Origin of the sequence: Catenulispora pinisilvae, from assembly GCF_015356865.1 — a bacterium.
Taxonomy (GTDB): Bacteria; Actinomycetota; Actinomycetes; order Streptomycetales; family Catenulisporaceae; genus Catenulispora; species Catenulispora pinisilvae.
In genome coordinates this window covers 1-6,147 of record NZ_JAAFZA010000391.1, presented here as the reverse complement: position 1 = coordinate 6,147, position 6,147 = coordinate 1, and the positions used below count along the sequence as shown (strand labels likewise).

Below are 6,147 nucleotides of genomic sequence, written 5' to 3'. Positions count from 1 at the left end.
TTCCTGATGCGTCCCCGTCCCCCACGTCCCCCCCGACGAACCCGCCGGCGTGCAGCGACTGCGGCTGTCACCGCCGGACTCGTCCTGGCCGGCACCCTGACCGCCGCGGTGTCGTCCGCCTCGGCCGGCCCGACCTCGTCCGCCGCGGCGACCATCGCGTCCAAGCACGCGGTCGTCTCAGGCAACGCACGCTTCGAAGTGCTGTCCCCGACCCTCATCCGCACCGAGTACGCCGGCAACGGCGTCTTCGAGAACGACCCGACGTTCAACGCCATCGGCCGTGACGGCTTCGCGCCCACGCACTTCACTCAGAAGGTCGTGAACGGCTGGCTCACCATCGACACCGGCCAGACGCAGCTGCGTTACAAGGTCGGCTCCGGGCCGTTCGGCGCGGCCAACCTGAGCGTCACCGAGCGGGCCGGAAACCAGAGCGTGACGGCCGGTCCGTGGACGCCGAAGCCGGTACCGTCCTGTCAGTTCGGGGCGCTGTGTGAGGCCGAGAGCCTCAACCTCACCGGCCTGTCGGTGGCCAGCGATCACAGCGGGTACACCGGATCCGGCTTCGTCGCGGGCTTCACCGACTCCGGCGACTCACTGTCGTTCCGGGTGACCGCGGCGACGGCGGGCACTTACGAGCTCGCCACCCGCTACGCCAACGCCACCGGCGGCGACGGCAAGGACGTCACCCGCACCTTGAGCGTGAGCCCCGGCGGCGGCACGGCGGCGACGCTGTCGCTGCCCACCACGGCCGACTGGAACACGTGGGCCGTCGCCACCGTGCCGGTCACGCTGAAGGCCGGGGACAACACCGTCACCGTCGCGCGGGCGGCGTCCGACTCGGGCAACGTGAACCTCGACAGCCTGGCCGTCGTGCCGACCGGCTCGGCCTACCCGGGACCCGGCGCGCCGCAGAGCCAGCCCTGTCCCTTCGGGACGATCTGCGAGGCCGAGTCCGGTGCGCTCATCGGCGGCGCCTCCTTGCAGGACGACCACAACGACTACTCCGGCGGGGGGTTCGTCGGCGGTCTCAGTTCGACCGCTGCCAGCGACGCCATCGCCCTGACCGGCGTGCCGCGGGCGGGCAGCTACCAGTTGCAGCTGCGCTACGCCAACTGGCAGACCGACTCCAGCCAGACCGGTGCCGCCGGTCCGCGGACGATCTCGGTCGCGGTCGGCAGCGGCACCCCGGCCACCACCAGCCTGGCGCAGACCAGCAGCTGGGACAGCTGGCGCACCGTCGCGATCCCGGTCACGCTCGCGGCCGGTGACAACACGGTGACGATCGGCTGCCCCACCGCGGACGCCTGCCACGTCAACCTCGACACCGTCGCGGTGGTCAAGAACAACACGCCGCTGCTGGCCCCGCACGCCCCGCTCGGCGGTTACCGGCGCGGTCTGGACGGCCAGAACGGCGAGGTCGTGACCACGCCGGGCCTGCTGTATCAGGACGGTTGGTCGCTGGTGGACGACACCACGTCGGCGGTGTTCGACTCCGCGGCGCACAAGGTGTCGCAGCGTCCTTCCAACGGCGGCAAGCCGTATCAGGACGGGTACGTGTTCAGCTACGGCCAGAACTACCAGCAGGGGCTCAAGGACCTCGCCACCCTGACCGGTCCGTCCGAGCTGCTGCCGCGCTGGGCCTACGGCGTTTGGTACTCCGAGTACTACAACCACACGGCCGCGGACTACGAGAACACCATCCTGCCCACCTTCCGGTCCCAGGGCGTGCCGCTGGACGTGCTGGTCACCGACACCGACTTCAAGGCCGTCAGCACCTGGGACGGCTGGGAGATGGATCCGAGTAAGTTCCCTGACCCGAACGCATACTTCGCGTGGGCACACTCGCAAGGGCTGCACACCACGCTCAACGTGCACCCGAGCATCCAGCAGACCGACCCGCAGTATCCGCAGGCGCTGGCGGCGGCCGGCGGGACGCTGCCGTCGTGCGGCACCGGGCAGTACTGCTTCGACTGGGGCAACCCGGCGCAGCTGTCGGCGTACTTCGGTCTGCACCAGCAGATCCAGAACCAGGGCGACGACTTCTGGTGGCTGGACTGGTGCTGTGACAGCTCCACCTCGTCGCTGCCCGGGGTCACGCCGGACTCCTGGATCAACCAGAACTACGCGTGGGACACCGACTCCACCGTCGGCCGCGGCTTCGCGTTCTCCCGGGCCTACTCCTCGCTCGACGCCGCCGGCTACAGCGGTTCGATGGGGCTGACGACCGGGCCGTGGGCCGACAAGCGCACCACCGTGCACTTCACCGGCGACACCACCTCCACCTGGGCCACACTCGCCATGGAGGTCGGCTACACCCCCGGCGAGTCGGCCTCGACCGGCCTGTCCGCGGTGAGCCACGACATCGGCGGCTTCAACAACGCCGGCGACCAGACCACCGGCGCCGAACCCGGCAGCACCAAGCTGCCGGACGACCTCTACGCGCGGTGGGTGCAGCTGGGCACGTTCCAGCCCGTCGACCGCCTGCACGGCAACCACAGCGATCGGCTGCCGTGGCAGTACGGCCCGGCCGCGAAGGACTCGGCGGAGAAGTTCCTCAACCTGCGCGAGGACCTGGTGCCGTACACCTACACCCTGGCCCACCAGGCCGCCACCACCGGCGTCCCGGTGACCCGCCCCACGTACTTGCAGTACCCGGACCAGCAGGACGCCTACGCGTTCGACGGGAGCGAGTACTTCTACGGCTCGGACGTGCTGGTGGCGCCGGTGACCACATCGGGCGCCTCGGCCACCACGCAGGTCTGGTTCCCGGCCGGCAGTTCCTGGACGGACTACTTCACCGGGCAGACGTACCAGGGCGGCACAGTGCAGAACGTCACGACGGGCCTGGACACGATGCCGGTGTTCATCAAGTCCGGCGGGATCATGGCGACCCGGTCCGGGAACGTGACGAACGACGACCAGAACCCGCTCACCAACGCGACGGTGACAGTCGCCGAGGGCGCGCCGGGATCGTTCGCGCTGTATGAGGACAACGGAACCACGACGAACAGCGCGCAGAGTGCGACGACCGAGATCACCTACGGCGGCCACAAGGTGACGATCGCCCCGGCGAAGGGGTCCTTCACCGGGCAGGTGCAGCAGCGGACTTGGACGGTCGAGTTCGAGAACGCGCAGCAGCCTTCGTCGGTGTCGGTCAACGGAGTGAAGCTCGCCAACGGTAAGTGGACGTGGGATGCGGCTTCACACACGCTGACCGTCAGCGCGCCGGCGCAGTCGGTGCGGCAGGGGCTGGTGGTGAGTTACCGGTAGCCGCTGAAGCCGCTGCTTGGTTGTAGGCAGTTGAGGTGTAGGTAGTTGTAGGTCGGCCCCGCCCGGATGGACTTCCGGGCGGGGCCGACCCTTGCGTTGTGGCCGCCGACTGTCGGCGGGCTCTGATTGCCTTCGGTTCAAAGGCAATCTTGTGCCTACTGCGCGGTGCCGCCCGAGTAGTCCGAGCCGAACTGCGTCTCGATCGTGTTCTCCACCCCGGTGTCGTTCAGGATGATGCCGAGTTCGCGGTTCCTGGTGAGGGAGTTGGAGGTCCAGTTCATGGAGCCGACCTCGACGGTGGCGTCGGACTGGCCGTAGTCGGCGACGACGGCCTTGGCGTGGATGTAGAGGCCCTTGGTGCCGGAGTAGCCGACGACGGAGCCGCCGGCGTTCTTTATCTTGTTTATCGCGCTGGTCCAGGAGGAGGGGTCTTCGACCACGACGCGGACGGTGACGCCGGCCTCGGCCTTGGCGACGACCGCGTTGACGAGGGGGGCGTCGCTCAGTTCCTCCTGCTCTATGTCCAGGGTGGAGGTGGCACCGTTTATGACCGACAGCAGGCGGGACTGGGAGTCGGTCGGGGACCACAGGAGGTTGTCGCCGTCGCCGGGGGTGATGCTAGTGCCGGTGAAGTCGGCGTTGAAGACCGCTTCGATCGCCGAGACATCGTTGGCGTCGGTGTCGGTGACGCCGTAGTCGCGGCCGGTGCTGTAGTACTTGGACGTCAGGTTGCCGCTGAGGATCATCGACTGGGAGCCGTCCACGGTGATCGTCTTCTGGTGGGTGTAGACGAAGTCGGTGGAGGACCAGGCGACGCTGACGCCGCCGTTGGTGAGGGTGTCGTAGGCGGCCTGGTTCGTGGACTGCTCGGCCTGGTCCAGGATGACGCGGACGGTGACGCCCGCGGCCTGCAGGTTGAGCAGGTCCTGCTCGGCGGTGGTGTCCACGAGCTCGTACATGGTCATGTCGAGGCTGGACTTCGCGGAGTTGATGAAGTTGTAGATGGTCGGCTGGCCGCCGGAGCTCTGGTCGAAGATGAACGGGGTGTAGGTCCCACTCGCGGCCTGCGCCGGGCAGGCGACCAAGGCGGTGGCGACGGCGAGGCCGGCGATCACGGTGGTCTTGGCCGCCTTGGCGGTCTTGGTCTTGGCGGCCTTGGTGCTCTTGGCGGCCTTGGTGCTCTTGGCGGCCTTGGTGGTCTTGGTGGTCTTGGTGGTCATGCCGAACGTGTGGGCGTTCATGCCGGGTGATCTCCTTCTGCGGCGTTGTCGCGCCCGGTGGCAGATGGGCGCGGATCCCGTATCAGGGAGCTGGCCCCAGAGCATCACGGGATCCCAACTCAGCATGCTGAATCCAGATGGAGCGCTAATGTCAACTCCGTAACAATTCCATGAATCGACTTCAGGAACGTTGACAGGCTGGATAAGCTGAAAGGCTTGCCCTGTATAGAAAAAACGGCGAGCGGCAGGGCTGTGCGGTCGAGTGGCGAGGCCGGCGCCAAGCCGGAACTCGCCACTCGACCGCGATCAGAACCCTTATACGCACGCCACTACACGGCGGCAACCGCCCGCAGCCGCCGGCAGCTGCCGGTAACCATCGACAGCCGCCGACAGCCCCCGCCGGAGCGAATCAGCTCACGAACGATGGTCCGCGAGCCGCGGCCCGCTCTGCGCCGCCTGCGCCGCGACGACCGTCCAGCCCTTCGCCGTGGGGCCGTCCAGCCGCAGATCGAAGCTGAAGGTGACCGGGCGCCGCTTGTGCGCGTCGCCCAGCAGCACCTCTTCGGTCCGGCGGTCGACCTCGTAGTAGAAGCCCTCGGCCGCCACCACGACCCGGACCACGATCGGCTCGCGCGAGACCAGCGAGCGCACCTCGACCGAGCCGATGGCGGCGTTGCGCATGACGGTGCGGTTGGGGGTGCGGACCGCCGTGAAGTCCAGGCTGCCGTCGTTCATGGCCCATTCCTCGAGGAACTGCTCGACCGCGACTTCCAGCACCGCCTTGTCGAACCGGCCGTCCAGCACGCTCAGGTCGCCGGCGGCGGCGTCGGCGTCGGTGCTCCAGGAGATGTTGGTGAGCGCCAGGACGTCGCCCGCGCCCGGCACCGAGACGTTCCGCGCCACCTCCAGCACCGCGTCCCGGGCCACCGCCTTCTGGTCCCAGCCGTCGGTCTCGATGGCGTCGGTGAGGTGGTGCGCGCCCTCGGCGGCCTGCTCGATCGAGGCCACGATCCACGCCCCGGAGGCGTCCTTGCGCAGCGTCCAGTACTCGACCGGGCGGGTCGCGCCGTCCTTGCGCACGGCGTGCGTACCGTCCGCGCGGCGCACTCGGTCGCTGATCGTCGCGCTGATCCGGAAGGTGACGCTGTCGTTCCTCTCCCCGGCCCGGTTCGCGACGTTGACCAGCTCCACCGTCGGCCCGGCCATGATCTGTACGACGTTGACCTCGCCGCGCGACTCGTAGTAGCCCAGCTCCTCGTTCCACTTGACGTAGAGCACCGGGGACAGGATCTGCTTCAGGGCGGCCCGATCACGGTCGGTCCAGGCCCGCTGGGCCGTGGTGTACAGCCAGACGACCCGCTTCGTGAGCACGTCCACCGCGAAGGTCGGGTCGGTGTCGGCGATCGCCGCGACCCGGGCCTGGATCTGGGTGGCGCGCTGCCGGGCCGCCGCGTCCGAACGGTGGGCCTTCTGGTCCGATCCGGTGTTCAGGCCGCCCTTTCCCCGCTTGTGCGTAGCCCGGTACGCGATCACCAAGAAGATGATCAGCGCGACGATCACCAGCACGGCGAGGGATCCACCGCCGGCTCCCGCTCCGTGGAGGCCACCGATGCCGCCTATGCCGCCGATGCCACCGCCGCCGCCACCTCCCCCACCG

Annotated in this window: 3 protein-coding genes; 1 reads left to right on the top strand and 2 read right to left on the bottom strand. The window is 68.8% G+C overall.

Annotated features, from left to right (window positions below; genetic code table 11):
- The first annotated feature begins 6 nt into the window (after positions 1-6).
- The gene (locus IZR01_RS47460; protein ID WP_194927690.1) at positions 7-3,270 is read left to right on the top strand and encodes a TIM-barrel domain-containing protein; all 3,264 of its coding nucleotides are present in this window, start codon (positions 7-9) and stop codon (positions 3,268-3,270) included.
- Between the two features lie 155 nt (positions 3,271-3,425).
- Here IZR01_RS47460 and IZR01_RS47455 read toward each other — a convergent pair whose 3' ends face one another.
- Both IZR01_RS47455 and IZR01_RS47450 read right to left on the bottom strand, forming a co-directional pair.
- A complete protein-coding gene (locus tag IZR01_RS47455) occupies positions 3,426-4,511 on the bottom strand; it encodes a phospholipase D-like domain-containing protein (protein ID WP_228561371.1) in 1,086 nt (361 codons plus the stop codon).
- A 393-nt stretch (positions 4,512-4,904) separates the two neighbouring features.
- Positions 4,905-6,147, bottom strand: a 1,243-nt coding sequence (locus IZR01_RS47450) for a TIM44-like domain-containing protein (protein ID WP_194927688.1), incomplete at its 5' end; no start/stop codon positions are given.